General features: G+C 58.6%; 23 protein-coding genes and 2 tRNA genes. 8 read left to right on the top strand and 17 right to left on the bottom strand.

Annotated elements, in window-relative coordinates; genetic code table 11:
* Positions 1-45: 45 nt before the first annotated feature.
* The 10 genes from VW41_01735 to VW41_01690 form a co-directional block, all read right to left on the bottom strand.
* On the bottom strand, positions 46-1,359 hold the full coding sequence (locus VW41_01735) for a recombination factor protein RarA (GenBank protein AJZ87856.1): 1,314 nt from the start codon (positions 1,357-1,359) through the stop codon (positions 46-48).
* A gap of 51 nt (positions 1,360-1,410) precedes the next feature.
* Entirely contained in the window at positions 1,411-2,718 is a 1,308-nt protein-coding gene (locus VW41_01730; GenBank protein AJZ87855.1) for an NADH dehydrogenase, read from the bottom strand.
* 18 nt (positions 2,719-2,736) lie between these two features.
* Complete coding sequence (locus VW41_01725) at positions 2,737-3,567, bottom strand: S-formylglutathione hydrolase (protein AJZ87854.1); 831 nt, start codon at positions 3,565-3,567, stop codon at positions 2,737-2,739.
* A 58-nt stretch (positions 3,568-3,625) separates the two neighbouring features.
* Positions 3,626-4,960: an Egg lysin gene (locus VW41_01720; GenBank protein ID AJZ87853.1), complete on the bottom strand. Its 1,335-nt coding sequence runs from the start codon at positions 4,958-4,960 to the stop codon at positions 3,626-3,628.
* A gap of 182 nt (positions 4,961-5,142) precedes the next feature.
* On the bottom strand, positions 5,143-5,541 hold the full coding sequence (locus VW41_01715; GenBank protein ID AJZ87852.1) for a glyoxalase: 399 nt from the start codon (positions 5,539-5,541) through the stop codon (positions 5,143-5,145).
* A 43-nt stretch (positions 5,542-5,584) separates the two neighbouring features.
* The gene (locus VW41_01710) at positions 5,585-6,694 is read right to left on the bottom strand and encodes an S-(hydroxymethyl)glutathione dehydrogenase (protein AJZ87851.1); all 1,110 of its coding nucleotides are present in this window, start codon (positions 6,692-6,694) and stop codon (positions 5,585-5,587) included.
* A gap of 59 nt (positions 6,695-6,753) precedes the next feature.
* Positions 6,754-7,029 carry a regulator gene (locus tag VW41_01705; protein AJZ87850.1) on the bottom strand — a complete coding sequence of 92 codons (276 nt, stop codon included), beginning with the start codon at positions 7,027-7,029 and terminating at the stop codon, positions 6,754-6,756.
* Positions 7,030-7,311: 282 nt separating this feature from the next.
* Entirely contained in the window at positions 7,312-8,202 is an 891-nt protein-coding gene (locus VW41_01700; GenBank protein AJZ87849.1) for a nitrilase, read from the bottom strand.
* Complete coding sequence (locus VW41_01695) at positions 8,199-8,807, bottom strand: GNAT family acetyltransferase (protein ID AJZ87848.1); 609 nt, start codon at positions 8,805-8,807, stop codon at positions 8,199-8,201. The genes VW41_01700 and VW41_01695 overlap by 4 nt, the downstream gene beginning before the upstream one ends.
* 1 nt (position 8,808) lies before the next feature.
* The gene (locus VW41_01690) at positions 8,809-9,216 is read right to left on the bottom strand and encodes an isopropylmalate/homocitrate/citramalate synthase (protein ID AJZ87847.1); all 408 of its coding nucleotides are present in this window, start codon (positions 9,214-9,216) and stop codon (positions 8,809-8,811) included.
* A gap of 154 nt (positions 9,217-9,370) precedes the next feature.
* Here VW41_01690 and VW41_01685 point away from each other — a divergent pair, with 154 nt between their 5' ends.
* The gene (locus VW41_01685) at positions 9,371-10,276 is read left to right on the top strand and encodes a LysR family transcriptional regulator (GenBank protein AJZ87846.1); all 906 of its coding nucleotides are present in this window, start codon (positions 9,371-9,373) and stop codon (positions 10,274-10,276) included.
* A gap of 150 nt (positions 10,277-10,426) precedes the next feature.
* Here the strand turns inward: VW41_01685 and VW41_01680 are convergent, their stop codons facing one another.
* A complete protein-coding gene (locus tag VW41_01680; GenBank protein AJZ87845.1) occupies positions 10,427-12,403 on the bottom strand; it encodes an excinuclease ABC subunit B in 1,977 nt (658 codons plus the stop codon).
* A 375-nt stretch (positions 12,404-12,778) separates the two neighbouring features.
* A complete protein-coding gene (locus VW41_01675) occupies positions 12,779-13,210 on the bottom strand; it encodes a hypothetical protein (protein ID AJZ87844.1) in 432 nt (143 codons plus the stop codon).
* 485 nt (positions 13,211-13,695) lie between these two features.
* Between VW41_01675 and VW41_01670 the strand changes: the two genes are divergently transcribed.
* Both VW41_01670 and VW41_01665 read left to right on the top strand, forming a co-directional pair.
* A complete protein-coding gene (locus VW41_01670) occupies positions 13,696-14,637 on the top strand; it encodes a LysR family transcriptional regulator (GenBank protein ID AJZ87843.1) in 942 nt (313 codons plus the stop codon).
* Between the two features lie 466 nt (positions 14,638-15,103).
* Positions 15,104-16,318: an aldehyde dismutase gene (locus tag VW41_01665; GenBank protein ID AJZ87842.1), complete on the top strand. Its 1,215-nt coding sequence runs from the start codon at positions 15,104-15,106 to the stop codon at positions 16,316-16,318.
* Positions 16,319-16,349: 31 nt separating this feature from the next.
* On the opposite strand, the gene VW41_01660 is transcribed toward VW41_01665, so the two are convergent.
* Complete coding sequence (locus tag VW41_01660; GenBank protein ID AJZ87841.1) at positions 16,350-16,574, bottom strand: hypothetical protein; 225 nt, start codon at positions 16,572-16,574, stop codon at positions 16,350-16,352.
* A 228-nt stretch (positions 16,575-16,802) separates the two neighbouring features.
* Here VW41_01660 and VW41_01655 point away from each other — a divergent pair, with 228 nt between their 5' ends.
* The 3 genes from VW41_01655 (at position 16,803) to VW41_01645 (ending at position 19,868) form a co-directional block, all read left to right on the top strand.
* Positions 16,803-17,693, top strand: a complete 891-nt coding sequence (locus tag VW41_01655; protein AJZ87840.1) for a D-alanyl-D-alanine endopeptidase — start codon at positions 16,803-16,805, stop codon at positions 17,691-17,693.
* 434 nt (positions 17,694-18,127) lie between these two features.
* Complete coding sequence (locus VW41_01650) at positions 18,128-18,781, top strand: LysR family transcriptional regulator (GenBank protein AJZ91819.1); 654 nt, start codon at positions 18,128-18,130, stop codon at positions 18,779-18,781.
* A gap of 118 nt (positions 18,782-18,899) precedes the next feature.
* On the top strand, positions 18,900-19,868 hold the full coding sequence (locus VW41_01645) for a peroxidase (protein ID AJZ87839.1): 969 nt from the start codon (positions 18,900-18,902) through the stop codon (positions 19,866-19,868).
* Between the two features lie 37 nt (positions 19,869-19,905).
* Here the strand turns inward: VW41_01645 and VW41_01640 are convergent, their stop codons facing one another.
* The 4 genes from VW41_01640 to VW41_01625 form a co-directional block, all read right to left on the bottom strand.
* On the bottom strand, positions 19,906-21,849 hold the full coding sequence (locus VW41_01640) for an integrase (GenBank protein AJZ87838.1): 1,944 nt from the start codon (positions 21,847-21,849) through the stop codon (positions 19,906-19,908).
* Positions 21,850-22,075: 226 nt separating this feature from the next.
* Positions 22,076-22,151 (bottom strand) — tRNA-Gly (locus VW41_01635).
* 36 nt (positions 22,152-22,187) lie between these two features.
* Positions 22,188-22,263 (bottom strand) — tRNA-Gly (locus VW41_01630).
* 185 nt (positions 22,264-22,448) lie between these two features.
* Complete coding sequence (locus VW41_01625; GenBank protein ID AJZ87837.1) at positions 22,449-22,994, bottom strand: oligoribonuclease; 546 nt, start codon at positions 22,992-22,994, stop codon at positions 22,449-22,451.
* A 113-nt stretch (positions 22,995-23,107) separates the two neighbouring features.
* On the opposite strand from VW41_01625, the gene VW41_01620 reads away from it, so the two are divergent.
* Positions 23,108-24,163 carry a GTPase RsgA gene (locus VW41_01620; GenBank protein AJZ87836.1) on the top strand — a complete coding sequence of 352 codons (1,056 nt, stop codon included), beginning with the start codon at positions 23,108-23,110 and terminating at the stop codon, positions 24,161-24,163.
* Between the two features lie 77 nt (positions 24,164-24,240).
* Positions 24,241-25,200, top strand: a complete 960-nt coding sequence (psd, locus tag VW41_01615; protein AJZ87835.1) for a phosphatidylserine decarboxylase — start codon at positions 24,241-24,243, stop codon at positions 25,198-25,200.
* The last annotated feature ends 82 nt before the right edge of the window (positions 25,201-25,282 follow it).

Raw genomic sequence — 25,282 nt, 5'->3', positions numbered from 1 at the left:
CTGTAGTTCGTGAAGTCGCGATGAGCCGGTTTCGGAGGCGACCGGTCAGGCGTCCGCCTCTGGCAGCGTCCCATCATCCAGCGAGCGCAGCCAAGTAAGCCTTTCTCCCAGCCTGCGCTCAACACCTCTGTCCGTTGGCTGATACCAGCCCGGCCGCGCCACGCCCTCGGGAAAGTAGCTTTGCCCAGCGGCATAGCCGTTGGGCTCGTCATGGGCGTAGCGGTAGCCTTCGTGATACCCCATCTGCTGCATCAGCTTCGTCGGCGCATTGCGAAGATGGAGAGGCACAGGCAGGGAGCCGCTGTTCTTGACGAAGGCCTTCGCCTTGTTCCAGGCGGCATAGGCAGCGTTCGACTTGGGGGCGGCAGCAAGGTAGGTCGCTGCGTGGGCAATCGGTATTTCGCCTTCGGGGGAACCCAGCCTCTCATAAGCCAGCGCGGCATTGAGCGCCAGTTGCAGCGCCTGCGGGTCGGCATTGCCGATGTCTTCGCTGGCCACTACCACCATGCGGCGGGTCACCTGGCTGACGTCGCCGCTACCGTCGAGGATGCGGGCCAGCCAATACAGGGCCGCATCAGGGTCGGAGCCCCGTAGCGACTTGTGGAAGGCTGAGAGCTGCCAGTAGAACTCGTCGCCGCCCTTGTCGAACCTGCGCAGCGATGGACTGGTGGACAGCCTGGCGAACTCGCCATCGACCACGGTCTTGCCAGCGCCCGACGCAGCATTCGTCACCTGCTCAAGCAGATTGAGGAAGCGCCTGCCATCGCCATCGGCAAAGCCCTTGAGCAGATCCAGCGCGTCCGCGTCCAACGTGACGCCCTGGAGATGCGGCAGTGCGCGTTCGTAGAGCTGGTTCAGTTCGTCGCCGGACAGCGGTTCGAGGGTATAGACCTGCGCGCGCGAGAGCAGAGCGGAATTGACCGCCAGCCCCGGATGCTCGGTCGTCCCCCCCACCAGGGTCAGGAGCCCCGACTCGACATGGGGCAGTAGGGCATCCTGCTGCGCCTTGTTGAAGCGGTGGATCTCATCGACGAAAAGCACCGTCGATCGACCATGGTTGTCCAGTTCTGCCTGGGCCTCGTCGATGGCTTGCCGGATGTCCTTCACCCCGGCAAGCACGGCCGAGATGGCGATGAATCGGCTGTCGGTCGCACTGGCGGCCAGGCGCCCCAAGGTGGTCTTGCCCACGCCTGGCGGCCCCCAGAGGATGAACGAGTGCAACTTGCCCGCCTCGAACGCGAGACGAAGCGGCTTGCCGGGGCCGAGCAAGTGCCGTTGCCCGACGAATTCATCCAGCGTCTTGGGCCGCAGGAGTTCGGCCAAGGGAGGCTTGGGCTTTGTCGTGAATAGATCGGTCAAGTTCCTCTCCCTGGCATTTCTAATAGTTGACGTTCCGATAAGGTGGGCACCTCAATCCAGAGAGCCGGATTTATCCAACGCCGTGGGCTCTTTGTCGCTAATCGCATGCATGATGATGCGAGAGCCGCGGTAGCCGATGCTATGGTTCCATACCCAGCTCAACGCGACGCTGAGACGATTTCGCGTACCGATCAGAAAGTAGATATGCGCGAGCTTCCAGATCCACCACGCAAAGGCTCCACGCAGCTTAACCCGCCCCATGTCAATTACGGCCAGGCTGCGGCCGATGGTGGCCAGGTTCCCCTGATGCCGGTATTTGAAAGGCCCGTCAGCGAGCTTGCCTTTCAAACGCCGTCCAATGAGGTTGGCGACGTACTTGCCTTGCTGTTTGGCGGCGGGGGCGATGCCCGGTACGGACTTCCCATCGGCCATGGTGCACGAGGCGGTATCGCCGATGGCGAAGACCTCCGGGCGGCCGGCCACCGTCAGGTCGGGACCAACGACCACTCGACCCGCACGATCAGACGCAGCACCCAGCCAGCGGGCCGCGGGAGACGCCTGGACCCCGGCGGCCCAGACGATGGTCTTGGCCGAAAGGGGCTTGCCGCCATACACCACGCCGTCGGCCGAGCATTCGGTGACCGGCGTACCCAGCACGACCTCGACCCCGAGCTTTTCGAGTGCTTGGCGCGTATAGGCCGACAGATCCTCTGGAAAGACGGACAACAGACGCGGGCCCGCCTCGATCAGTACAACCCGCGACGTGCTCGGGTCAATCGAGCGGAAGTCACGCGCCAGCGTGTCTCGCGCCAGCTCGGCGATGGTTCCGGCCAATTCAACCCCGGTGGGACCACCACCGATGATGACGAACGTCTGCAGCGCGGCACGCTGCTGAGGATCGCTCGTGCGCTCGGCCTCCTCGAAGGCCGCGAGAATTCGGCCTCGAATGGTCGTGGCATCTTCCAGCGTCTTCAACCCCGGCGCGAAAGCCCCCCATTCGTCGTGTCCGAAATAGGCATGGGTAGCACCTGTCGCGAGTACGAGCGTGTCGTAGGTTTGGCGCGAGCCATTGTTGAGAATGACCTGACGCGCGTCCTGGTCGATACCTTCCACTTCCGCCATCAAGGTGTTCACTTCCGGGCGATTGCGGAAGAGATAGCGAATAGGCCAGGCGATCTCGGATGTCGAAAGTGACGCCCCTGCAACCTGGTAAAGCAAGGGTTGGAACAGGTGATGATTGCGCCGATCGATGATCGTCACATCGACCTCGGCACCAGCAAGCTGGTTGGCAACCTCGATCCCGCCGAAGCCCGCTCCGATAATGACGAAGTGATGTCGATTTTTGGAGGTCTTTGTCATGACCTGATCTCCTCTCTCTCAGCGTTTCAGCGCCGATGCGTGGTGTGCCATATGCTCGCCAATGAAACTGGCAATGAAGTAGTAGCTGTGGTCGTAGCCCGGGCGCAGATTCAACGTGAGCGGGTGTCCCGTCTCGTCGCAGGCTTTGCGCAGCAGATCGGGCTGAAGCTGACTCTCCAGGAACTCGTCGCCCAAGCCCTGATCCACCAGCAGCGGCAGACGCTCCTGCACGGTGCGAATCAGCTCCACGGTGTCGTACTGCTTCCACGCCTCCCGGTCGCTACCCAGATACGCCTCGAAGGCCTTGTGTCCCCAGGGAACCTGGGTGGGAGCGACGATGGGCGAGAAGGCCGAGACGCTGCGATAACGGCCCGGGTTTCGCAGGGCGATGACCAAAGCACCGTGTCCCCCCATGGAGTGGCCGCTGATGCTCCGCTCCGCTGTCACGGGAAAGTGGGCCTCGATCAGCGCCGGTAGTTCCTGCACGACGTAGTCATACATCCGATGATTCGCAGCCCAGGGTTCCTGTGTGGCGTTGACGTAGAAACCCGCCCCCTGTCCGAGGTCATAGGCGGGATCGTCGGCAACGCTTTCGCCGCGAGCGCTGCTATCGGGCGCGACGACGGCAATGCCATGTTCGGCTGCGTAGCGCTGGACGGCGGACTTGGTGATGAAGTTCTGCTCGGTGCAGGTGAGGCCTGAAAGCCAGTACAGCACCGGCACCTTGCCGTGCTGTGCCTGCGGAGGCAGATAGACGCCGACTTTCATCGTGCAACCGAGCGTCGTGGATTCATGCTGATAAACGTCCTGCCAACCATCAAAGCTGGCGTGATGTTCGATGCGTTCCATGGTGTTCTCCTATGTTCAAAGGAACGGCGCAGCTCTCGCGCGCCAGGACGGCAGCTCGTCAGGAAGATTTCTCTTCCGCTGCCGTGTCGCCGTGGGCGTGTCTGATCCTGCGCACGATCCACCAGATCGTCAGCATCACCGCAGGCACCAGAACCGCCATCACCGGCGCCACGCTGTCGTGAACCATCGGAATGCCCTTGAGCAAGTAGCCGAGAAGACTCACGACGTAATAAGAAATTGCCGCGACCGAGAGGCCTTCGACGGTTTGCTGAAGGCGCAATTGCATCTTGGCCCGGTTGTTCATCGAAGCCAGCAGATCGCGGTTCTGGCGTTCAAGCTCGACGTCGATCCAGGAACGCAGCAACGCGATGGCCCGGGTCAGCTTGTCGGAGAGCTTGGTCTGGCGCTCCTTTACGGATTGGCATGTCCGCATGGCGGGAGCGATGCGACGCTGCAGGAAATCCGCCCAGGTGCAGTACCCGGATACGGCCTCTTCCGCAAGCGCTGCCAGCCTTTCCTCGACGATCTCGTAGTAGGCACGGCTGGCGCCGAAGCGATAGAGATTCGCCGCAACGCCAGCTTCCAGCTCGGCAGCCAGGCCGGTCAATTCGGACAGCAGCACGTCGCTGTCGCGCCGTTCCACCAAGCTCGTACACATCTCGTCGGTGATCGCCGCAAGGCGCGACTCCATGCGTCGCAGTTCCGACGTCATCGATCGTGTCAACGGCAGGGACAGCAACGCCAAGGTGCGGTAAGTCTCGATCTCCAGCAGACGTTGAGCCAGCGCACCCGCCCGCGCCGGGGTCAAATCGCGGGCCAGGACGAGGATCTGCGTCAGGCCATCCGCATCCTGTCGGAAATCGGTCAGGATGGCGGCAGAGCCGTTCTCCACCAGCGAGTAGCACAGGCTGGCAGGATCGAAGCGATCGACCTCCTTCTCCGTTTCCGGCGTCCACGGAAGAAGTCTCAAACGGATGCCGGATACGACCGGGCCGGGAGGAACAAATCCATGCTTGAACGGATTTTCGCCGCACGGCTCTCCCGTCTCGGAATCTAGGGAAGCGCACCAGAGATACGTCGAGAACTCGGTGTGCTTTTCGCAGTGCAGGTCTCCTTCATCCCATGTCACACCGTGGAGCGGCGTAGCATGGTCGGGCTCGGCAACGCCGAAGCGATGAGACAACTCGCTCATCGCCATCTGATCCCTGGCCTGGTCGCCTTCGGTCATGAAAGCGAGCTGCAATATGCCGCGAGGGGCCTGAATCAAGAGATGCGGGCGCGCATGCACTTCCCCCACGGCGGCAGCACGATCGGTGTAGGCCGGCATGCCGTACACGGTGGCGGTCGGGGCAGGTTGTACGGTCGTCGTATTGATGTTGGCCGGCTCTTTCATAACGACCTCATTTCTTCTTGGTTGAAAAACACGCTTCAAAGCAAATGCCCGCAGCCATGCGTTTCGCACATGGCTGCGGGCCGATCTTCATGAGTAGGCACCGCTCTACACGGTCCGTCTAATAGGCTCGCCGTGTAGAGGCTTGTGCTGACCCTTTCAGAACGCCCTCAGCTTCCTAGCTTTCAGACGAAGGTGTACGAGCAGACCTTGTTGCCCGCCGGATCACGCAGGTAGGCCGCATAGGCACCCGGCAGGTGACCACGTGCGCCAGGCTGGCCCTCGTCGGTGCCGCCTGCGGCAAGGCCGGCGGCGTGGAAGGCATCCACTTCGGCGGGAGTGGCGGCAGCAAAGCCGATCGTCACGCCGTTGCTGGAAGGCGCTTCACCATTGCCCGGACGGGCGATGATGAAAGCCGGCTTTTCGCGACCGAAAAGCACCCATCCGTTGCCGAAAGGACCGAGGTTCTTGATGCCGAGAGCACCCAGAGCGGCGTCATAGAACGCGGCCGACTTCTGGACGTCGGCGGCGCCGATGAAGACGTGCGAGAAGATGCCGTCGCCGGAAATGACAGGATTGGACATGGTTAATTTCCTTGGTGGTTGGTTTTGAATGGAGAGTGGGCGATCAGTAGTGGATCACCGTGCGAATCGACTTGCCTTCATGCATCAGGTCGAAGGCGTGGTTGATCTCGTCGAGACCCATGGTGTGGGTGACGAACGGGGCGAGATCGATCTCGCCTTTCATTGCGTCTTCCACCATGCCCGGAAGTTGGGTACGCCCCTTGACCCCGCCGAAAGCAGAGCCCTTCCAGGTCCGGCCGGTGACCAACTGGAACGGACGGGTCGAGATTTCCTTGCCGGCACCGGCGACGCCGATGACGATCGACTGGCCCCAGCCACGGTGGGCAGCTTCCAGAGCCGAACGCATGACGTTGACGTTGCCGATGCACTCGAAGGTGTGATCGACACCCCAGCCGGTCATCTCGATCAGAACCTCGTGAATCGGCTTGTCGAAGTCCTTCGGGTTGAGGCATTCGGTCGCGCCGAAGGTACGAGCCAGCTCGAACTTCGCCGGATTGGTATCGATGGCGATGATGCGGCCCGCTTTGGCCTGGCGCGCACCCTGAATCGCAGCGAGACCGATGCCGCCGAGGCCGAAGATGGCCACCGAGTCGCCGGGCTGTACCTTGGCCGTGTTGTGCACGGCGCCGATGCCGGTGGTCACACCGCAGCCCAGCAGGCAGACGTGCTCGGGATTGGCGTCCGGGTTGATCTTGGCCAGCGAGACTTCGGCGACGACCGTGTATTCGCTGAAGGTCGAGCAACCCATGTAGTGGTAAAGCGGCTGACCGTTGTACGAGAAGCGAGTCGTACCATCGGGCATCAGCCCCTTACCCTGGGTTGCGCGAACCGCGACACACAGGTTGGTCTTGCCGGACTTGCAGAACAGGCACTCGCCGCACTCGGCGGTGTAGAGCGGAATGACGTGATCGCCAGGCTTCACGCTGGTCACACCTTCACCCACCTCCACGACGATACCCGCACCTTCATGACCCAGCACGACCGGGAAGAGACCTTCCGGATCGTCGCCCGACAGGGTGAAGGCGTCGGTATGGCAAACGCCGGTGTTCGTGATCTTGATGAGCACCTCGCCCTTGCGCGGCGGCTCGACGTCGATCTCGACGATTTCCAGCGGCTTTCCTGGCCCGAAGGCAACTGCTGCACGTGATTTCATGATGTCGCTTCCTTTACTAGCTAACTAAATTTGCCCTCACCGAGGGCACCCTGGTGCCTCTACCGCAGATAGGAGCGGACGATAGAGATGGTCTCGTCAATGGACTTGTTCTGCGAATCGCTCCTGATGTCACTACGGGGAAACTCTTCCCGCAGATAGCTCTCCAGAACGGTCGCCATCAATCCGTTGACTGCCCCACGAACGGCCGCAAGCTGCTGAAGAATTGCAGGGCATTCCGCACCTGCATCGAGCGCTTGCTCAAGAGTCGCGACCTGACCTTTGATGCGCCGGATGCGCGTCAGGGCTTGCTTCTTTTCTTCCGGGCTATGTGGCATCGAACACCTCTCAACTTGGGTACACCGCCGCATTATACAATACTCCCCCATAGTATATGCGGCCGAACTTCGCCACAAATTCTGTGCTCTTCGAGCACTCTTACAGGCTAGTACAGGTTTGTTCCCAAGAAGCGCAAAATATTCAAATCAATGAATATTTCTTGCATGTACCGACAGCATCGGGGCAAGTTCAAAACTGGTCAAACTGGAAAAATCTATGCGCAGATAGACATGATCTATCTAAGCCGACTCATCGAGCTGAAGCTATCAAGATGAGACCGGCTAGGCGACCTGACGACCCGAGTACCGAGCCTTCCGCAGTGCAGGCAACATCTGGCCGTCCCAGTCGCGATCGACGGCAACCTGGGCCTGTTCCTGGTTTCGTTCGAGCGCATCGACGTCAAGATCTGCGATTGCCCATGCCTGCGTGCCGCACGTCGTCGCGAGAATGCCGTCCTCAGGGAATCCGCGATCCATGGGTGCATAGATCGTGGCCTCGCCAGTATTCGTGTCCAGCGCCGGACTCCAGTCAGCAGCTCCGGTCGTCACGGCCTGCGCGATGAACATTCGGTTCTCCAGTGCCCGCGCCATGCAGCCCACACGGACCCGGGTTGCACCTGCTTGGGTGTCGGTACAGCTCGGAACCAGCAGCAGGCGCACTCCCGCCTCTCGCTGGGCTCGCACGGGCAATGGAAACTCACTGTCATAGCAAACAGCGATGCCGGCACGCACGCCTTTCAAATCGAACACCTTGAGTTCGTCGCCACCCTCGATGACGCCGGCGTCTTTCTCGAACCCCGTCAACTGCAATTTGTCTTGGTAGTCGCGTGTGCCGTCAGGCGCAAACCACCAAGCCCGGTTGCGGTAGCGGTCCAATCCAACCTGGGTCAAAAACGTACCGGCCTGAATGGTCATGCACAACTCGCGCGACAGGTCGGCATACAGTGCCAGCCACGCAGGCTGCAAGGCCTGCAGCGCGGCCAGAGAGGCGTTGAAATCATGGCGGATGCCAGGCTCGAACGTTGCAGCCAGTTCGAGGGATAGATACTCGGGCAACACGGCCAGTTCCGCCCCGCCACGGCGCGCCTCCTCCAGAGCCAGCCGCTGCCGCGCAGCAAATGCCTCGAAGTCCGCGGGCTGACCCACTGAGTATTTCGCAACTGCTACTTTCATTTCGCGTTCTCCAGGGAGTGCAGCCACATCGTGAGCGTCTGCTCGGTTTCGCTCGGCTCACCCACCTGCTTCCAGGGCAGCGTAACCTTCATGTCCGACTGCCGCACGTAGCCGCGACGGGTCCAGAAGGGGTCATTACTGCGGTAGTTGGAAGGACGCCGGAGATCGTCGTCTGCACGATCCACCGACGCGAACGATGCCCACTGCATGCCGCCCAACGAACGGGCATGCGCTTCGCGCTCGTCAAAGAAGCGATGGCCCAGGCCAAGGCCCCGGAAGGCCGGGAGCAGGACTGATTCGCCACAGTAAAACACTGCCTCCACCGGGATTCCTCGATCGGCGAACGGCACATGGAAGGCCGGCTCCGCATCGCCGAGCGGCAACCCCGTGGACGCACCCACGACCACATCATCAGCGAGCGCGAGTACCAGCAGGCTGTCTGCCGAACGGGCGTACATGGCGAGGTAGTGCTTCTCGTATTCGGTGTCGCCCTCGTATAGGTAAGGAAAGCTGCGGAAGACGCTCGCCCGCAGGCCTGCCACGGCATCGAACCATTCGGCAATGTCCGCGCCACGACGAACCAGCACCTGCACGTCGCTGGTCATTTCAGGCGTCCCCTCCAACCTGTGCGATCCAGTCGCCGAGGTTGTAGTAGTTGGTGACACGAGCGATCTTGCCATCGCGGATCTCGAAGAACGCGCCGCCCGGCAGCACGTAGCGCTGGCCCTGGGCTTCCGGCAGCCCGTCGTCCGTCACCTTGTATTCGCCATGCACCACGTACTCCGCGCCTGCACGCAGGCCGTCGGCGCTGACCATCACCACGATCCCGCGCAGTTGCTCGCCATAGCAGCGGTCCATGCGCTGCAGGAAGGCGCGGAAGGCTTCGCGACCGACCTCACGAGCGCCCTGGTTCAAGTCGTGCGCGACGTCATCGGTCAACATTGACAGCATGGCCTCGCGGTCGCCGCGGTTGAAGGCGTCGTAGTAGGCAGTGATGAGAGTCTCAGCGTTCATTCGCGTTCCTTGTTGGGTTGTTCGGAGCGGAGCATTCCGGGGTGTTGTCAGTCTGGGCAACCGCGCTCCCCTTGTATATGGAATTGTTGCGATTTTATAATTCCACAATCTGGAACAATTAACGAGCAGCGAAACCGGCCATGAGGCGTGCGTCATGAACAAGGAAATGGAACTACTGCGCATCTTTCGGGTGGCGGCCGAAAGCAGCAGTTTTCGCGATGCGGCCGTCCGGCTGGGGACTTCTCCGCAAGGTGTAACCCGTGCCATCCAGCAACTGGAGCAACACTACGGCGAGGTGTTGTTTCATCGAAGCACGCGCCAGGTGCGCATCACCGCCTTCGGCGAAGGGCTGCTAGACCAAGTGCGCCCCGCATTGGAGCGGTTCGAGGATCTGTGGCGACCGCCTGGCTCCGACCAGCAGGCCTCTCTGTCCGGTACGGTTCGCATCACCGCACCGCACAGCTTGGGCGCCAGAGCGGTGCTACCGGCACTGGAGCGCGTGGCCGCGCGTCATCCAGGCATCACGCTGGATGTGCGCCTGTCCGATCGCATCAGCAATACGGTTGACGAAGGGATTGACGTCGGGATCAGGGTCGGATTCATGCGCGATAGCCGCTTCGTCGCACGCAAGGCCGCCGACATGAGACTCCCCATCGTTGCCGCTCCGCGCCTGATCAAGAAAGTGGGCGTACCTGCAAACATCGATGCGCTAAGCAGCCTGCCAGTTACCGTGGCCTTGGATATCAATACCGGCCGTCCCTGGCCTTGGCACTTCAAGGCGGGACGCCAGTGGACACCTACCGCACCCACTCTCGTCGCCGACAATGCCGACATGGAAATGGGAGCGGCGCTGGCCGGGATCGCGTTCGCGCAACTGGCGGACTACATGGCCGCCCCCTACATTGCCAGCGGGAAGCTCGTGCGAGTGCTGGAGAACGAAGAACCTCCGGCATGGGGGTTGTACGTCTATCGGCCTCAGCGTGGCCCCATTCCGGGAAGGGTTCGAGCGGTATTTGATGAAATGCTGGTCGCCGTTGGATCGTTGCCAGCTTTGCGCTGACACGTCGCAAGACGCTGTAGGGCAAACACCTTGGAAAGCGGGGCACTGAGCCTCGGCGGCTCACCCCTCCGGTTGAATGATGAGCCGACCGTCTGCCCGCTTGCCCCAGGTGCAGATCGGTCGGCCATGCAACCCAATGCCGGCGAACGATTAGATGTAAATGAATTGCCGGTACAACCCATCCAACTGACGACGAATGTCTTCGACGCGCTGCTCGTCACCGGTATCGGTAAATTCGAGTAGCTGCTGTTCCTTGGCAGTGATCTGATCGCAAAGGTCGGACAAGTTCTCGCAGAAAGCCTCGGAATGAACGGTGGGCTCCTCCGTATTCGTCTCTTCCCCTGCTAGTTTTCGCACAGACGAGGCTGGAGAAATCCCATTTTCCTCGTTAAAGGCAATTTGAAGCTGCCTGCGCCTATTGGTCTCATCGATCGCCTGCTTCATCGCCGGCGTCACCGCGTCGGCGTACAAGATCGCCTTGCCGTTTTCATTCCGAGCGACTCGACCGATCATCTGAATGAGCGCATGGGCCGAACGCAAGAACCCTGCACGGTCTGCATCGAGAATGGCAACCAATGATGCCTCTGGAATATCCAGCCCTTCGCGCAAAAGACTAATCCCAATCAAAACATCGAACTCTCCTGCGCGCAGGCCATTGATGATCTCAACACGATCCTCCGCTTTTATGTCCGAATGCATGTAGCGCGCTCGAATCCCGTTGTCCGTCAAGAAATCCGTTAGCTCTTCTGCACTGACCTTCGTCAGCGTAGTCACAAGCACTCGATTCTTTCTCTTCACGCACTTCGATATTTCGGCAAGCAGGTCATCTATGTATCCATCCGCTTTCCGCACTTCAACCTTGGGGTCAAGCAGTCCCGTTGGCCTGATAACCTGTTCGACAACCCTGCCTTTCGACACCCTCAGCTCGTAGTCGCCCGGAGTAGCGGAAACAAAGATGGTCTGAGGCTTGACCTTCTCGAACTCGTCAAAGTTCAATGGCCGGTTGTTCTTCGATGAAGGCAAACGGAACCCGTAATCGATCAGCGTGTCCTTGCGCGCCTGATCCCCCCGGTACATTGCGGATATCTGTGGCACCATGACATGAGATTCATCGACGAACAGCAGCCCGTCTTTCGGCAAATAATCCAGCAACGTGATCGGAGGAGAAGCTGCGTCTCGGTCGCTGAAGTAGCAGGAATAATTCTCCATCCCCGAGCAATAGCCGACCTCGCGCATCATTTCCACGTCATGCGTGATCCGCTCGTACAGCCTGTTTGCCTCGACCAAGCGATTATTCCTGTTCAGCTCGGCAACCCGCTCTTCCATATCAGCGAGTATCTTTTTGGACGCGGAATCTATTTTGTTCGTGGGCGGTGCGAAAAGCGTTTTTGGCGAAACCAAATAATGGTCTATCTCTCCCAACGTCTTGCCGGTAACAGGGTCCATCCATTGGACAGACGCAACAGTGTCATCCAACAGTTCCACCCGAACCGCCCTGTACTCGGAATCAGCGGGGAAAATGTCAATCACATCACCTTGGACGCGGAACGTTGCACGCTTGAGAGTGCGCTCCGTGCGATCATATTGCAGCAAAGCCAAGCGACGAATTAGCTCTCTCTGGTTTAGTTTGACCCCAGGGGACAGAGCGATCTGTAGCGCTCGGTATGCATCTGGATCACCCAGGCCGTAGATTGAAGACACCGAAGCGACGACGATCACGTCACGACGCTCAATCAAGGATTTGGTCGTGGACAGGCGCAGGCGCTCAAGGTGGTCATTGATGGCCGAGTCCTTTGGAATGAAACGATCGGTGCCCGGCATATAGATTTCGGGCTGAAAATAATCGTAGTAGGAAACGAAGTACTCGACCGCGTTCTCAGGAAAGAAGTGCTTCATTTCACCATAAAGCTGCGCGGTCAACGTCTTGTTAGGAGCCAAGATCAACGTAGGCCGCTTCAGACGATGAATCACATTGGCCATGGTGAAGGTCTTACCTGAGCCGGTGATACCTTTCAGCGTCTGGTGCGTCGCACCGTCTTCTATGTCCGACAGCAGGCGCGCTATCGCCTCTGGCTGGTCCCCCGCCGGCGTATAGTTGGAGTGCAGAATAAACATACCGGTTGACATTAGATATCTCCTAATTGAGCTACTTCAATTTGTCCTGATGTATCGGCTATTTCAGAAGACCTATAGCAGTACCAAACTGGGGTGTAAATGACGGCGATCCTGCCGCGCCCCACCTGGGCGCAGGCGTCGCCAACATGATAGCCCAACACATGGGCGGGCTTCCCAGTGCATATCCGCCGATCGCCACGACGTCAGCCAACGGCCCGTCTGCCAATGCACCTAGAGCCACTCGCCTCGTTGAGCGCCGACATCGAGCCGTGGCGGGCGAGGTTGCTCTGTACGCCCAATGTGTGGCGCCGGCTCCCGCCGATACGCGCCTTTGTCTCTCTTAGCCCTCCAGACGAGGCGTTGGAAACGTGGAGCTACGTCGCCCCTCTAAAGATGCACGATCTCAACATTCGGCCATTTGCCTGCAAGGTACTCGGCCACTAGCCTCCGATGGCAGTGATGGGGCTTGTCTTCGCTGCAAAGCAGGCAACTGTTATCAATCTTTTCTTTATCGATTGACTCAATCCTTCGGGACGACATTAAATCCAGAAATTTCCTGGCGTAGATATCCCAATCTCCCCCTTTTATTTTATATTCCTCGAACATGTCTTTGGTTGGAGCAAGTGCTGGTAGATGTTCATATTCCATCCCACACAACGCCTCGGAAAAATATCGAAGATCCTCGCGTTTAGCGAAGCCGGCCAATTGCGAAACATTATTCAGGCGAACATCGACAAGGCGCTTGGCACCAGAAGCACTTAACTTGGTGAAGAAGGACCGCGCGGAGGTCTTAGTGAATCCAATCGTGAATATTTTCATCTGCCTTATTCCCCTCGTTCCTTCATCCATAAATGGCTGTTATTGAGCTACCGCCAGGCATGCCCGTCAATCGCAGCTAAGGAAACGCTGGGGGCATGGTGTACTAGCTGCGCCACAACGGCCATGGCAGGCTCCATTTTCTCGCCGCTTCAACGGCCACGACCCGAACAGTTCAAGAGCTTAGCACCGCCTTTTGCGGTTGCGTGCCTCACCACTCACGCTTACTCCCTTCCAGAACGCGCCAACTGCTAAGCTACATGAGGACGACTCGCCCCACAGCGCAAAGCACCTGTGTTCGCGCTATTGGCTGTCCCGTGCGTTGTGGTGCTGACCGTCGATGACGAGTCGAACCTACAGTATGGGCACTGCGCGCGGCAGCCTTTCATGCGTGCCAGCTACGTGCCCAAGGTTGGACGCGGATCGAAGCGTGCGCAGGGTTTTTCGTGAAAGTATAAAATCTAATCAACTTTATCAGAAGAAAATCTATGATCGTAAGAAACTTTGAATACTTGCTTGCTTTGCACCGTGAAGGCCATTTTGGCAACGCGGCCAAAAGCTGCAATGTTTCTCAGCCGACACTCTCCGCGGGCATTAAGCAATTGGAGGAAGACATGGGTGTCGAGATCGTGCGTCATGGGCGACGCTATGACGGCCTCACTTCTGAAGGGATGCGCGTACTGTCTTGGGCTCAGCAGATGTATGACGACTGCAAAGGGCTGGAGCGAGAACTCTCCGCATTACGGCGAGGTATAGAGGGGCAATTCCGGCTAGGGATACTCCCAGGAACTGCCGGTGTAGCGCCCACATTAAGCATCGCCCTTGCTGAAAAAACACCCTTACTTCAACAATCAGTTCTGGTTTCCGGCGCTTCTTCCCTGCTACAGGCGATTCGAGAAAACAATTTGGATATCGCACTCATGCATTTGGAGGATATCCCAGGGGAAGACTTCGATACTCACCTTCTGTACCGTGAACGCATTTTCCTTTTTCACGCCGCGAGAACACAGCAACCCCGAAGCACAACGTGGGACCATGTTCTCAATAGACAACTCTGCGTGCTGAACTCGGCAGTACCTGAACCCATTCAAGATAGGCTGATGCAATGTACCGCGCAGACTATTCGCACTGATTCAATTGACGTGCTATCGGCACACGTGGCGACAGGAAAATATTCGGCAGTTCTTCCGCAATCTCTCGCCGGCCAACTCGCGCACATTCCAAATCTCCACGCAATCGCAATCAATGGACCAATGTCGCACTCAAATGTCGGATTCGTTGCCGGGAAAAATGCGTTCGAGGCACCGTCATCGCGTGCATTGCTCGAAATGGTGCACACCCCCGAACTCGCCGCCACTCTTCAATCCGTTATATCGATCCATCGTCGGTTCCAGCCCAAAGCAGACTCATCTCAAAGCCCCCTGAAATAGCGAGTCTTGAAGAGCAACTCTGTATTGCTTCAACCAGGCGAAGATTGCAGGCATGCCGTGTGCGCCGCTAACAGGCGCCACGTGCTGAGCAACCCATCGAAGGCCACCAGGTCCAGGGGCAACTCGGGGGACAGGAGTACCTGCTGCATGCGGCCTCCTCATGTCTCGCTGGGTCGAGCTGACTGTTCCTAGATCAAGCTAGGAGGCGCGATGTAGCCATGATCGTTGCCCTCTCCCGGCTAGGAGACGAGCACGGCTCGACGATCCCGCGTAGATAGATCGTGCCTATCTGCACATAGATTATTCCAGTTTGACCACTTCTGAGCTTGATCCGATGCTGTCAAGACCGCAGAAGGAGACGCGGCCAACGGCTAGGCAGTACCACGATCGTTCTTCTTGACAGCGGTAAGTCTCGTTTCCCACTTCGATTTAGAAGATGGAAACATTAACGCACAGAGGTGACGAAATGACTCCGACCGGTAACCGAATCGTGACTTTCGAGAAGCCCTTGGAAATGAAGGTCAACACCTTCAAATTTCCAGAGCTGATAACCCCTCAAGGGAAAAGCGCACCCCATGGCGCTATCCTCAAAATAGTTACCACAAATATCTGTGGCAGCGACCTTCACATTTATCGCGGTTCGTTTGCTGTTCCCAAGGGAATGACCATGGGCCATGAAATGACCGGCGAAGTGATCGAAGTGGGATCAGACGTCGAAGTCGTGAAGAAGGGCGACATCGTTTCCGTTCCCTTCAATGTGGGGTGTGGGCGTTGCTACAACTGCAAGCATATGCGCTCCGATGTATGCGAGAACACCAACCCCGAAATCGACTGCGGAGCCTACGGGTTCAACCTCGGTGGCTGGACGGGGGGGCAAGGTGATTATCTCTTCGTACCGTATGCGGATTTCAATCTCCTTCGCTTCCCTGACAAGGATGCCGCCATGGAAAAAATCCGCGACCTGACCCTTCTCTCTGACGTATTACCCACAGCTTTCCATGGGTTCGCTGGCCCGGACTGGCCAGCCGCACCGGCCTACGTCGTCGGCGAAAACATCCTGATCTTCGGTGCCGGGCCGGTCGGCAGAGCGGGTGCCGCCTGCGCCAGACTTCTGGGTGCAGGCGCCATCATCGTTGCCGATTACATTCAAGAGCGGCTGGACCTTCTCAAGCCACACGGCGTGGAAACCATCAACCTTTCCGACGGCGTGCCGATCGAGGAGCATCTCGAACGCATTACCGGGCACAGGGAGGTGGATCGCGTCATCGACTATGTTGGTGTGGACTGCCGCGGGTTTGGCGCGGAGGCTGACAAGATCGTGGAGAGCGCTGTTACCAACGCAATGCTCAAATATGTCCGCTTCGGCGGAATGACCAGTACGGTCGGTGTGTACTGCGCAAACCCGATCTCGAAAGACCCGAAAGCCAAGAAAGGCCATATGGATCTGGAATGGTCCAACGCCTGGATCAAGTCGCCGCGAATGTCGGCTGGTCAATCTCCGACGGCCAACTACAACCACGCGTTAATGCGGGCGATACTGAACGATCGCATGCCTTACCTTTCGCCGATGATGAACACTAAATTCATCAAGCTCGAAGACGCGCCCGCCGCGTACAAAGAGTTCGACGCGGGTTCTGCATACAAGTACGTCATCGACCCGCATGGTTCAGTGCGGCATTAAGCATCCGGCGCGGGCTAAGCATCAGGATGTCTCACACTTTCTGGTGAGAGGCATTCTGGTCCCGCCAGTCTCCGGGCAGCAACTTGAGCCGGCGAATATTTTCGCCGGCATTTGCCGTCTGCCCCAAGGTACTTGCCTTGGCTCGGACCAGGAGCAGAGCCTCAGCAATCCGCAGGTGATGATCAACCGCAAGCGTGTTCAAGCGCTTGGTTCGCAATCGGCCAAGGGTCAGACGGGGACGATGCACGGCATCCATTGACGTGCGTGGCTGGAGATAGCCTTCGTCTGATCCTTATCACCCCACGGACTTGATCAGGCTCGCCTGGTGTTGTGCCTGCCTCGGGCCATCGCACGGTCAACCCAGCCCTGGCTCATTCAGCCAGAAGTTTCCAATGATGTGGCCGAACTCGCCGCCGCCAGAATGGCAGTCACTTCTATAGGGAGATAGCACAGTGTTGGATAAGTCGGAACGGGAGGGTGGCCTATGGAGCTGCGCCATCTTCGCTGCTTCGTAGTTCTTGCTGAGGAGCTACATTTCACGCGGGCGGCTGAGCGCCTGCATATCGAACAACCACCGCTATCACGAGCCATCAAGGAACTTGAGGACGAGTTGGGCGTAGTGCTCTTCGACCGAAACCGACGAGGAACAGTTCTAACGGCGGCGGGCGCGGTCTTCTTGCAAGATGTTCGCCGTCTATTCACAGTGCTGGAACAGGCTCGTGAAAATGCCAAGGCTGTGGCATCGGGCTTGCGCGGTAGCCTGCGCATCGCTGTATCAGATGGGGCTATCGATCCACGGCTGTCGGCATTTCTGGCTCGTTGCCGCGCCGAGGAGCCGGAGATCGAAATACGCTTGTCAGAAGTGCCTCTGGCAGAGCAAGTGCGTGGCTTGCGTTCGGGCGACTTCATGATCGGGTTCGCGCACACGGCCGATGTCGGCGACGGTATCGCTGCCGAACCAATCTGGCATGACCCGCTGGTGATTGCGGTGCCAGCTCGTCACTCATTGCTCACCTACAAGGAGGTGCCACTTCAAGAACTTCAAGGCCATCCACTTGTCCTGTGCGACCCGCAGGTATGCGAGGGCTATTGCCGCGAACTCAAGCGGCTGCTCAACACGTTGGAGCACAAGCTGAATGTTGTCGAGGAAGTGTCCTCGCTAGACATGATGCTCACGTTGGTCGGCGCCGGCTACGGCATCGGCTTTATGACGGCGACCAAGATTCCCATCTCCCAACGGCCGGATGTGGTGATCCGCCCCTTGGCGATGGATTCCGCCGTGATCACCACCTACCTGCTTCGGCCCGACGGCGGCAATTTATCGGCTTCGGTGGAGCGTTTTATCGTTCGCCTTCGCGACTCTTCGGACGGTTGACGGAGCTGGCAGGCTAGACACTCAGGGATCAGTGTCGGCACGCAGATTGCGTTCGGTCGCCGTCATCAGGTCAGCCGCGCTTATTCCAAGTGCCGTAGAAATTTTCAGTATGAGCGGAAGCGTGGGCACGTGCTCACCACGCTCGATCTTACCCATGTGAGAACGCGAAATGCTTGCCCGAGATGCGAACTCGTCTTGCGCGACTCCTTGAGCGACGCGCGCAGCGCGCACGGCCTTTCCGAAGGCTGACGCCGACTCGGATTCATACGTCGATGTGCCAGAAGGACGGCCTGGCTGAATTGTTGATTTCTGCATTAGCAGAAGCGTCAAACAATCTGCCACAATTAACCACGTTAAAGATAACGACGTTAAACTTCACTCTTTCCTGCAACGCTGGTTTGCCTTTCTGGACAGATCGCTTATTGGGGGCCCTCATGCATGACGCCACCAGCCAGTTTTCCCATTTCAGGCTTGCTATCGCGCCCGGAGTGCCATCCTCTTGCCTCACAACGCTTCTTGCCCTACAGCGCGCGGAGGAACCAGAAGTCACCATCACGTTCTTTGAGACCTCAGCCGATGATCTGTTGACGGGCCTTGAGGAAGGCCGCTACGACGCTGGAATGTCGCTTCGGAACGCTGGTGCTCCGGCCGTGAAAAGCCAACCGCTCTGGGTGGAGAACGTGGCTGTTGCAGTGCCGCTGGGGTCCCCCTTAGTTGCCCAGGCGAAGATCACGCTTGCCGAGCTTCTGGACTATCCGGTGTTTCGCTGGCCGGCGGAGACTTGCCTACTGCTGGATCAGCGACTGTCCTTTCTTCCGTTGAGCCAGCAGAGCATTCAGCATGTGACTTCGTTCGAGATGATGGCGCTTTGGGTGACCGCTGGCTACGGAGTGGGGCTCTCCGCGCAATCGCGCATTGAGCGTGCCCATGCGTGGGGGATCACTATGCGACCGCTTTCAGACGGCCCCTACGAGATCGTGACATACCTGCAGCGGCCCCACGGACGAGCCAATGTTGTTTCTGAGCGGTTCGAGCACAGGGCAATGCTGGTTGCCAGGGACAGCGCGGCTTGCTCGAACAACCCATAGCCCGCTCTCGCCGAGGCTGCGTGCGGGTAGTTACAGCGGCACGCGCCTGTTAGCGCGCCAGTGATAGCACTTTCATCTCTGGCAATATGATGAATGAACATGGTCTTTGGAGGCACGAATGGTTGGAAGTGGTTGGGACCGAGTACCAATTGACTCGCAAAGCATCGATGCGCCGCTGTCGCGCGCGGCGGTGTTTCTCACGTTGACGGTCGCCGAGGGCCACGAGGCCCTTCAGGTGGTCGCCGGCGTCTTGGACGGGCTGGACGACCTGATCAAAACGGTGGGCTTCCGCGATCTCAACGGCCGGCTGTCGTGTATCACTGCACTGGGATCGGCGCTATGGGACCGTTTCCAGACCGGGAAGCGCCCGAAGGAACTACGGCCCTTCCTGCCCATCGAGGGTGCTAAGCACACCGCGCCTGCCACGCCCGGCGACCTGTTCTTTCACATCCGTGCCGAACGTGAGGACCTCTGTTTTGAATTCGAGCGCCTGCTGCTGGACCAACTGGGCAGCAGCGTGACGGTGGCCGACGAGGTGGTCGGTTTTCGCTACTTCGACTCCCGCGACCTGCTTGGCTTTGTCGATGGCACGGCCAACCCGACCGGGCACGACATCGGCGCCTCGACGCTGGTCGGCAGTGAAGATCAGGCGTTCGCCGGCGGCAGCTACTTGGTGGTGCAGAAGTATCTGCACCAAATGCAGCCGTGGGCTCGGCTCGCCAAGGACGAGCAAGAGCGGATCATCGGCCGGGAGATCGTCAGCAATGTCGAATTGCCCGACGCGACGAGCGGCCAGAAATCGCACAAGACCCTCGCCACGATCGTGGACGACGACGGCACCGAGCACGACATCCTGCGCGACAACATGCCCTTCGGCCGCCCCGGCCAGGGCGAATATGGCACCTACTTCATCGGCTACTCCAGGCATCTGTGGGTGACGCAGAAGATGCTGGAGCGCATGTTCCTCGGCGATCCGCCAGGCATGCACGACCGCCTGCTCGATTTCTCGACGGCGCACACCGGCGCCGTGTTCTTCGCTCCCGCACCGCGCACGCTGAGCGAACTCGTGGAGGCGGTGCAAGCGTAATGCAGGGGCCACAAGGCCCCTGCAAGGTTTGAGAGCCCTATGCTCCGTCTAGAACTACTGCGCTATCCACCAGCCGACGAACGCTTTGCCGCACATCCTCGGGGATGGGGTACGGGGCAATGGCCTCGGGCATATCCGCATGGTGCTGGTAGTCGCCCATGATGACCCGGATGATTGCCGGCACGTTGGTCGGCGTGACCGCATCAATGGCCGCGCGATCCCCCAGGTCAGTGTGCGGCTGGGTCAGCATGCGGTACAGATCCCACGAATCCGCGTGCGGGCACTGGTTCATGAGCACCTGGGCCAGCTTGTGCTTGAGCGGCACCAGTTGCCAATCGGGAACACGCTGCCCCCGATTGCCCAAACTGATGGACAGCAACTTGCCCGCTTTCAGTTCGCGGTTGATCTGGTCCTTGGACTTTCCGGCCAGCTTGCCGAACAGCGGGACCGGCAAGCTGCTTGGAGACTCGTAGATGGTCAGCATTTCCTCGCGCTCGCGCTGGATCGCGGACACTTCCGGCTCTGGGGCATGCGTCGGAGGCGGCGGCACCTGAGACAGCCGCTGGAACGTGATCCCGCCGCCATTCGAGGTCACGACAATGGGTGTTGCTACAACGGGCGAGACGCTGGTGAGAGTGGGCTCGGCCACCGTGGGGGCCGTCTCCACCGCTTCCTCCGCTTCCGCCATCGCCGGCACTCCGTCGATACGGATGGTCAGGTGCGCGCTCGCGGCTTCCACTTCGCCCTGTTCGAGCAGGTCGAGCCGATCGGCCCAGTCCTGCATCATCCGACGGCGCGGCTCAACGTACTTGGCGTGGTTGTAGGACGAACTCACCTTGTTGGGGTCGGAATGGGAAAGCTGCGCGTCCACCCAAATCTTCGGGTAGCCAATCTCGTTGAGCGCCGTCGAGATGGTGCCGCGGATGCCGTGGCCGGTCAGGCGCCCCTCATAGCCCATGAGCTGCACGGCCTTGTTGAGAGTGTTCTCGCTGATGCGCTTCTTGAGTTCGCTGCGGTGTGACAGCAGGTACCTCTGCGCCGGCCGCATCACCCCCAGAAGATAGCGCACGATCTCGATGGCCTGCAGGGATAGCGGCACGATATAGGGGGGCACATCCTGCGGCCGCTTCCCTGCCTTGCGCATTTCATCCTGGAGCTGCTTGACGATCTGCGGTGGGATGATCCACAAGCCGCGGTCGAGGTCGAACTGTTCGGGTTCGGCCAACCGCAGTTCGCCGGTGCGCACCCCGGTCAGGAACAGCAGCCGGACGCCAAGCTGGGTCTGCCAGCCACGGGGGTTGTAGAGCCGGAGCTTCTGGAGGAACTCGGGCATCTCGGGCAGGTGCAAGTAGGGATTGTGGGCTACCGGGGGCTTGGGTTCGGCTACCACGTCCAGGTCTGCGGCCGGGTTGACCTCCAGCCCCTCGGCGATGACCAGGGCATAACGGAACATCTGGTTGAACCAGGTGCGGACCTTTTCCGCAGTAGTGAACGCCTTGCGCTTCTCGATCGCCGCCAGGACGCCCAGAAGCTGAGGGCGGCGAATGTCATAGATCGACATCTTCCCCAGAGTGGGCAGCACGTCTTTGTTAAAGATGCGTAGGATCTGGGAAAGCGTGCTCTGACGGCCTTCCTTGAGTTCCTTACGGCGATGCTCGACCCAAGCATCGAAGACGGTCTTGAAGGTGTATTCGCCTGCCAGCTTGGCCGCGTGCCGTTTCTGGTCGCGCTCGACCTGGGGATCGATCCCCCTGGCAAGCAGGGCCTGGGCCTTGTCTCGCTCGGTCCGGGCTTCACGCAGGCTGAGGGCAGGATAGCCGCCTAGGCACAGGCGCTTTTGCTTGCCCAGCCAGTAGTAGCGGAATTGCCATGACTTGCCGCCTGCGGCTGAGACCATCAGGCCCAGGCAGTCGTTGTCGGAGAGGGTGTAGCGTTTTCCGGTGGTCTTCGCCTGCCGGACGGTCAGATCAGAGAGCGCCATTTCGAGACTCCTAAGTAATGACTTAGGCCCTATGCTCGTCATGGTTCCCGCTCAGCCCCAGCAACTATCCGGTAGCCGACCCACCCGTATTCTTGTGCCTTATTTGGTCACTCAAAAACGGTAGCTGTGGGTGGATTTCCGTGGCACTCGCTGGAATGAAAAAAGGAGCCGAAGCTCCTTTTTTCAATGACCTACAGACCCCAGTAGAAGTCTGTAGATCAAAATTTGGAGCGGGAAACGAGACTCGAACTCGCGACCCCGACCTTGGCAAGGTCGTGCTCTACCAACTGAGCTATTCCCGCTTGGGTGGTGCAGGCTGTAAAAGCCAAATCAAATTTTGGAGCGGGAAACGAGACTCGAACTCGCGACCCCGACCTTGGCAAGGTCGTGCTCTACCAACTGAGCTATTCCCGCTCTGTGTAACGCTGCAAATTCTGCATCGGTACGGGAGGCGCATTATACGAGAATTCGTTTTTGTCGCAAGTCCTCAAACGTTTTTTTTCACGATTTTCGTCTGACTGCTGGTTAAATCGCCATGATGACTATTTTATCGTCGCCATTGATTATTTTCCCCTCACCTTTCGGTAAGGGGATTGTTTTTAAAGCTTAATAAAATTCTCGCGATAGTAAGCCAGCTCCGCCACGGACTCGCGAATATCGTCCATCGCCTGGTGAGTCCCTTGTTTTTTAAAGCCCGGCAGAATTTCCGGCTTCCAGCGGCGCGCCAGCTCTTTCAAAGTGCTCACATCGAGGTAACGATAATGGAAGTAAGCTTCCAGCTCGGGCATGTACTTAAACAGGAAGCGGCGATCCTGCCCAATACTGTTCCCGCAAATCGGAGATGTATTCGCCGGCACCCACTGCTTCAGAAACTCAAGCGTTGCCAGCTCCGCAGCGCGATCGTCAAGCGTACTTGCCTTTACGCGTTCAACCAGCCCGCTTGCGGTATGGGTGCGAACGTTCCAGTCGTCCATTAACGCCAGCTGTTCATCAGACTGATGTACCGCGATGGTTGGCCCTTCTGCCAGAATGTTCAGGTTGGCATCGGTCACCAGGGTAGCAATCTCAATAATGCGATCCCGCTCGGGATCCAGACCGGTCATTTCTAAATCAATCCAAATCAGATTGTTTTCGTTTCCACTCATGCTATTTTCCACCCTTCTTGTGCGTCGCCCACCCTTGACGATGGGTTAATTCGTATAAAATAGTGTGTATCATAGAGGTTTTGCCCACCAGGGGCGACCAGGAGCCAGTACGCTTGAGCAAAAATAAACTCTCCAAAGGGCAGCAGCGCCGCGTCAACGCGAACCACCAGCGTCGTCTGACAAAAACCGTGGAGAAAGCCGACTATGACGATGCCCAGTTTGGTGAACCGCGCGAAGGCACGGTCATCAGCCGCTTTGGCCAGCATGCGGACGTCGAGTCGCATGAGGGCACGGTACACCGCTGCAACATTCGTCGCACCATTCGTTCGCTGGTCACCGGCGACAAGGTGGTCTGGCGCTTAGCGAAAGAGGCCGCCGAAGGCGTCTCGAAAAAAGGGATTGTGGAGGCCGTACATGAGCGCACCTCAGTTCTGACTCGCCCAGACTTTTACGACGGCGTAAAGCCGATTGCAGCCAACATCGACCAAATCATTATCGTTTCGGCTATCTTGCCGGAACTGTCGCTGAACATCATCGACCGCTACCTTGTTGCCTGCGAGACTCTCGACGTTGAGCCGTTGCTGGTGCTGAACAAAACCGATCTGCTGGATGATGAAGGCCGCGCCTTCGTTAACGAGCAGATGGATATCTACCGCAAAATTGGCTATCGCGTGCTGATGGTGTCCAGTTACAAAGCGGAAGGGCTAAAAGATCTTGAGGCCGAACTCGTGGGCCGTATCAGTATCTTTGCGGGCCAGTCTGGCGTGGGCAAATCAAGCCTGTTGAACAACCTGTTAGGCTTCACCGACAAGCAAATTCTGGTTAATGACGTTTCCGACGTCTCCGGGCTTGGCCAGCACACCACCACGGCTTCCCGCCTTTATCACTTCCCGGGTGGCGGTGACGTCATTGACTCCCCCGGCGTGCGTGAGTTTGGCCTCTGGCATCTGGAACCTGAACAAATCACCCACGGGTTTGTCGAATTCCACGATTACTTAGGCCGTTGTAAATATCGCGACTGCCGCCACGACAACGATCCAGGCTGCGCCCTGCGAGAAGCCGTGGAGCAAGGCAAAATCGCTGAAACGCGCTTCGAAAACTATCACCGTATTCTGGAAAGCATGGCGCAGGTAAAAACGCGTAAAAGCTTTTCTGATACTGACAACTGACAATTAAGCTGGGCGTCGCTAGAATCGCCCCTTTTCTGTATCGGCCCACATACAGGGCATTTAGCCAGGAGGCTATTTTGTTAGACAACATTAAACTTTCGCTGCAGTACATTCTGCCAAAACTGTGGCTGACTCGCCTGGCGGGCTGGGGCGCGAGCAAACGTGCTGGCTGGCTGACCAAACTGGTCATCGACCTGTTCGTCAAATACTACAAAGTTGACATGAAAGAGGCGCAGAAGCCGGACACCGCCGCTTACCGCACCTTCAATGACTTCTTTGTGCGCCCGCTGCGTGATGACGTGCGCCCGGTGAATACCGATCCGAACGTGCTGGTGATGCCGGCCGACGGCGTGATAAGCCAGTTGGGCCGCATCGAAGAAGATAAAATCCTGCAGGCAAAAGGCCATAACTACAGCCTGGAAGCTCTGCTGGCAGGCAACTACCTGATGGCCGACCTGTTCCGCAACGGCAGCTTCGCCACAACCTACCTTTCACCTCGCGACTACCACCGCGTGCACATGCCGTGTAACGGTATTCTGCGTGAAATGATCTATGTGCCAGGTGACCTGTTCTCCGTGAACCACCTGACCGCGCAAAACGTCCCTAACTTGTTTGCCCGTAACGAGCGCGTTATCTGCCTGTTCGACACCGAGTTTGGCCCAATGGCGCAAATTCTGGTTGGTGCTACCATTGTTGGCAGCATCGAAACCGTCTGGGCGGGCACCATTGCGCCACCACGCGAAGGCGTGATCAAACGCTGGACATGGCCTGCAGGCGAAAGTGAAGGCGCCGTTGCGCTGCTGAAGGGCCAGGAAATGGGCCGCTTCAAGCTAGGCTCTACGGTAATTAACCTGTTTGCACCGGGCAAAGTAAACCTGGCTGAACAGCTGAAAAGCCTCTCTGCGACGAAAATTGGCGAAGTGCTGGCTATCTCAAGCGAACCCGTCATCGAACCTCAAGTTCCGGTGAGCGAAGCCCCTGTCGAGGTGCTGGACACTAAAGCAGACGCACCCGAAGAGCCAAAAACCGCAGAATAACGTCTAAAATCAGGCGACGGGCAACCCCAAAGCCTGAAAGACAACGGCACTAAACCACGAAAATCAACTCATTGATTTTCTG

The sequence above is a fragment of the Klebsiella michiganensis genome (genome assembly GCA_000963575.1).
GTDB lineage: Bacteria > Pseudomonadota > Gammaproteobacteria > Enterobacterales > Enterobacteriaceae > Cedecea > Cedecea michiganensis_A.
The sequence above is the reverse complement of the archived record's forward strand: the minus strand, read 5'-3'. Positions and strand labels throughout refer to the sequence as shown.

Coding starts and splice junctions, on each gene's coding strand:
- VW41_01730 (AJZ87855.1), bottom strand. CDS start 2,718: ATGACAAAGACCTCCAAAAATCGACATCACTTCGTCATTATCGGAGCG.
- VW41_01725 (AJZ87854.1), bottom strand. CDS start 3,567: ATGGAACGCATCGAACATCACGCCAGCTTTGATGGTTGGCAGGACGTT.
- VW41_01720 (AJZ87853.1), bottom strand. CDS start 4,960: ATGAAAGAGCCGGCCAACATCAATACGACGACCGTACAACCTGCCCCG.
- VW41_01715 (AJZ87852.1), bottom strand. CDS start 5,541: ATGTCCAATCCTGTCATTTCCGGCGACGGCATCTTCTCGCACGTCTTC.
- VW41_01710 (AJZ87851.1), bottom strand. CDS start 6,694: ATGAAATCACGTGCAGCAGTTGCCTTCGGGCCAGGAAAGCCGCTGGAA.
- VW41_01705 (AJZ87850.1), bottom strand. CDS start 7,029: ATGCCACATAGCCCGGAAGAAAAGAAGCAAGCCCTGACGCGCATCCGG.
- VW41_01700 (AJZ87849.1), bottom strand. CDS start 8,202: ATGAAAGTAGCAGTTGCGAAATACTCAGTGGGTCAGCCCGCGGACTTC.
- VW41_01695 (AJZ87848.1), bottom strand. CDS start 8,807: ATGACCAGCGACGTGCAGGTGCTGGTTCGTCGTGGCGCGGACATTGCC.
- VW41_01690 (AJZ87847.1), bottom strand. CDS start 9,216: ATGAACGCTGAGACTCTCATCACTGCCTACTACGACGCCTTCAACCGC.
- VW41_01685 (AJZ87846.1), top strand. CDS start 9,371: ATGAACAAGGAAATGGAACTACTGCGCATCTTTCGGGTGGCGGCCGAA.
- VW41_01680 (AJZ87845.1), bottom strand. CDS start 12,403: ATGTCAACCGGTATGTTTATTCTGCACTCCAACTATACGCCGGCGGGG.
- VW41_01675 (AJZ87844.1), bottom strand. CDS start 13,210: ATGAAAATATTCACGATTGGATTCACTAAGACCTCCGCGCGGTCCTTC.
- VW41_01670 (AJZ87843.1), top strand. CDS start 13,696: ATGATCGTAAGAAACTTTGAATACTTGCTTGCTTTGCACCGTGAAGGC.
- VW41_01665 (AJZ87842.1), top strand. CDS start 15,104: ATGACTCCGACCGGTAACCGAATCGTGACTTTCGAGAAGCCCTTGGAA.
- VW41_01660 (AJZ87841.1), bottom strand. CDS start 16,574: ATGGATGCCGTGCATCGTCCCCGTCTGACCCTTGGCCGATTGCGAACC.
- VW41_01655 (AJZ87840.1), top strand. CDS start 16,803: ATGGAGCTGCGCCATCTTCGCTGCTTCGTAGTTCTTGCTGAGGAGCTA.
- VW41_01650 (AJZ91819.1), top strand. CDS start 18,128: ATGCATGACGCCACCAGCCAGTTTTCCCATTTCAGGCTTGCTATCGCG.
- VW41_01645 (AJZ87839.1), top strand. CDS start 18,900: ATGGTTGGAAGTGGTTGGGACCGAGTACCAATTGACTCGCAAAGCATC.
- VW41_01640 (AJZ87838.1), bottom strand. CDS start 21,849: ATGGCGCTCTCTGATCTGACCGTCCGGCAGGCGAAGACCACCGGAAAA.
- VW41_01625 (AJZ87837.1), bottom strand. CDS start 22,994: ATGAGTGGAAACGAAAACAATCTGATTTGGATTGATTTAGAAATGACC.